The sequence below is a fragment of the Wohlfahrtiimonas larvae genome, assembly GCF_002006755.1.
GTDB classification, from domain to species: domain Bacteria; phylum Pseudomonadota; class Gammaproteobacteria; order Cardiobacteriales; family Wohlfahrtiimonadaceae; genus Wohlfahrtiimonas; species Wohlfahrtiimonas larvae.
This window is the reverse complement of sequence record NZ_MVDO01000276.1, coordinates 1-368: the sequence shown is the minus strand read 5'-3', so window position 1 is coordinate 368 and position 368 is coordinate 1. Positions and strand designations below refer to the sequence as shown.

Genomic DNA, 368 nt, shown 5'->3' with positions numbered 1-368 from the left:
TTTGTTCGTGTGACTTGGGATCAAGCTTTAGATCTAGTGTATAACGAATTAGAACGCATTCAGACGCAATATGGTGCTTGGGCGTTGCATATCGGGAACGTTGGTTGGCGCTCAGTTGGGCAGTTGCACAGTTGTGGTAATAATATGTTACGCGCTTTGGCGATGCATGGTTCTGGTGTAACAACAGCAGGTGATTACTCGACAGGTGCAGGGCAAACGATTTTGCCATATGTTTTGGGGTCAACAGAAGTTTATTCACAAGGCACCTCTTGGCCTTTAATCCTTGATAACAGTGATGTAATCGTTTTCTGGGGTAATGATCCCATTAAGAATCTTCAGGTGGGATGGAACACAGAAACTCATGAAGC

The 368-nt window shown here is 44.6% G+C and carries 1 protein-coding gene; it reads left to right on the top strand.

What is annotated here, in order from left to right; all coding sequences use genetic code 11:
* Nucleotides 1-368, top strand: a 368-nt coding sequence (locus BZK14_RS13030) for a molybdopterin-dependent oxidoreductase (protein WP_171973748.1), incomplete at both ends; no start/stop codon positions are given.